Origin of the sequence: Mycobacterium arosiense ATCC BAA-1401 = DSM 45069 (genome assembly GCF_002086125.1) — a bacterium.
GTDB classification, from domain to species: domain Bacteria; phylum Actinomycetota; class Actinomycetes; order Mycobacteriales; family Mycobacteriaceae; genus Mycobacterium; species Mycobacterium arosiense.
Genome location: NZ_MVHG01000275.1, coordinates 1 through 342 on the forward strand (window position 1 = coordinate 1; position 342 = coordinate 342).

General features: G+C 70.8%; 1 protein-coding gene. It reads right to left on the bottom strand.

Translation table 11 applies throughout. The features are described from left to right. Positions 1–31: 31 nt before the first annotated feature. On the bottom strand, positions 32–342 hold a 311-nt coding region (locus tag BST14_RS31890; RefSeq protein ID WP_142279710.1), incomplete at its 5' end, for an OprD family outer membrane porin.

Genomic DNA, 342 nt, shown 5'->3' on the forward strand with positions numbered 1-342 from the left:
CTCCAGGGTGAGGCGGCGGGTGCGGTCATGGTCAGAGCGAGCCTTTGAGTGGGTATTCGACGATCAGGTAGAGGCGGTCGATGTCGTCGCCGGCCTGGGCCGCGTTGGCCCGGTGGCTGAGGTGCGAGACGTTCAGCGAGAGGTCCTTGAGCGGGCCCGAGGCGAACAGGTAGCGCAGGTCGAGGTCGCGCTCCCAGTGCTTGCCGCCGCTGCCCTGCAAGGGCCGGTAGCGGCCATCGGCGCCCAGCGGGTTGTAGGCGCCGCCGGCCGGCGCATGGCTGCCGTCGATGGCGCGGCCGCTGACGTAACGCGCAATGAAGCTCAGCCCCGGCAGGCCGAACG